Genomic DNA, 1,650 nt, shown 5'->3' with positions numbered 1-1,650 from the left:
AACCTTCAACGGGTCAACCTTCAACGGGTCAACCTTCAACGGGTCAACCTTCAACGGGTCAACCTTCAACTTGTCAACCTTTTTTAAGGGGTCAACCTTCAATGCTTTTGATTTTGGCTTGAGCAAATAAGCACTCAGCATTGGTGTCATTGTTGTAGCTACCAGGGTCGAAAACATAGTAGATACAGCAACGGTTACTCCAAAGGGTTGAAAGAATTGACCACTGATACCCTTCATGAAGGCGACAGGAATAAATACTGCAACGATTGTTGCGGTGGTAGCTACTACAGCTAAACCAATTTCCCGGGCTCCATCCCAAGCTGCTCTAATGGGTTTCTTACCCATATCCAAGTGCTGGTCGATATTTTCAATCATGCAAATGGCATCATCGACCAAGTTTCCCACGGCTAGACCTAAACCCAGTAGGGTCATACTGTTGAGGGTATAGTTTAGGGCTTTCATCACCAAAAAGGTGGGAATAATTGATAAAGGTAGGGCTATTGCTGTAATTAGAGTTACCCGCCAATTTTTCAGAAATATCCCCACGGTGACTACAGTCAGTATTGAACCGATAATTAGGGAATCAATGGTTGCTTGGTAAGACTCACGGATGGAATCAGCACGGGTGAAGATCAAGGGCAGTTCGATATCCTCTGGCAGGGTAGTTTTTAGTTGTTTAACAGCCTTGCGAACCCCTGATTCCACCGAGACTAAACTGCTACCACTGCTCCGCAGTACAGAAAAGGCCACCACTGACTCCCCATTGAGATAGGCGGCTGTCCTAAGATCACCAAAGCCGTCTGTCACCTCTCCCAAACTGGAAAGGGTAACATTTGCGCCATCCGGGAGGACAATACGGTAGTTTTTCAACTCTTCGACTGTCTTAGCACTTCCCAGAGTCCGGACATTCTGTTCAGCGCCGCCGATGTTACCGCGACCACCGGGTAAGTTAACATTAAAAGTCCGAATTTGGTCATTAACTTGGGTAGCAGTGATACCAAAAGCTTGTAATCTAGCGGGGTCAAGGTCAACTCGAATTTCCCGGTCAACTCCTCCGAGTCGATCAATTTGGGCAACTCCCGGTACATTAACCAGATCACGGCTAATTTTCCGGTCCACTATATCACTCAACTCCTCCACTGAGCGTTTGTCAGAAGCTACCGCATAGGTCATCACTGAACCCCCGGCAAATTCTAACCGTCTGACAATAGGTTCGTTAATATCTAGGGGCAAACTTTGACGAATTTGAGCTACCGCATTGCGTACATCATTAGTTGCCTGATTGGTATCAGTTCCCAGGACAAAATTGATAACGGTGCTGGAGCTGCCATCAGTAACGGTGGAGCGGATTTCTTCAATATCTCCAAGGCTAGCAACAGCATCTTCAACTTTTTTGGTTACCTGGAATTCCAGTTCTGCAGGTCCTGCCCCTGGCTGGGTAACAGTAACCATCACCGCTGGAAGATCAATATTGGGAAGCTGATCAATTCCCAACTGCATAAAGGAGAATAGACCGACTATTCCTAAAACCAGGAACATGACCAGAGTAGCAACCGGATTTTTAATTGACCAAGAGGAGACGTGGAAGGACATCTTTTAAATAGTTGAAGGTTAATCGGTTGTTCGCGTAGCGTGGCCTTTTGGCCAAGG

Annotated in this window: 1 protein-coding gene and 1 pseudogene; one reads left to right on the top strand and one right to left on the bottom strand. The window is 46.4% G+C overall.

The window, feature by feature from the left end; translation table 11 throughout:
* A partial coding sequence (locus AC4II3_RS05785; RefSeq protein ID WP_488029333.1) for a pentapeptide repeat-containing protein occupies positions 1-87 on the top strand: 87 nt, incomplete at its 5' end.
* A 24-nt stretch (positions 88-111) separates the two neighbouring features.
* Here AC4II3_RS05785 and AC4II3_RS05780 read toward each other — a convergent pair.
* Positions 112-1,593 (bottom strand): annotated as a pseudogene (locus tag AC4II3_RS05780) (efflux RND transporter permease subunit); the annotation flags it as partial.
* Positions 1,594-1,650: the final 57 nt, after the last annotated feature.

The organism is Moorena sp. (genome assembly GCF_982860115.1).
The sequence above is the reverse complement of the archived record's forward strand: the minus strand, read 5'-3'. Positions and strand labels throughout refer to the sequence as shown.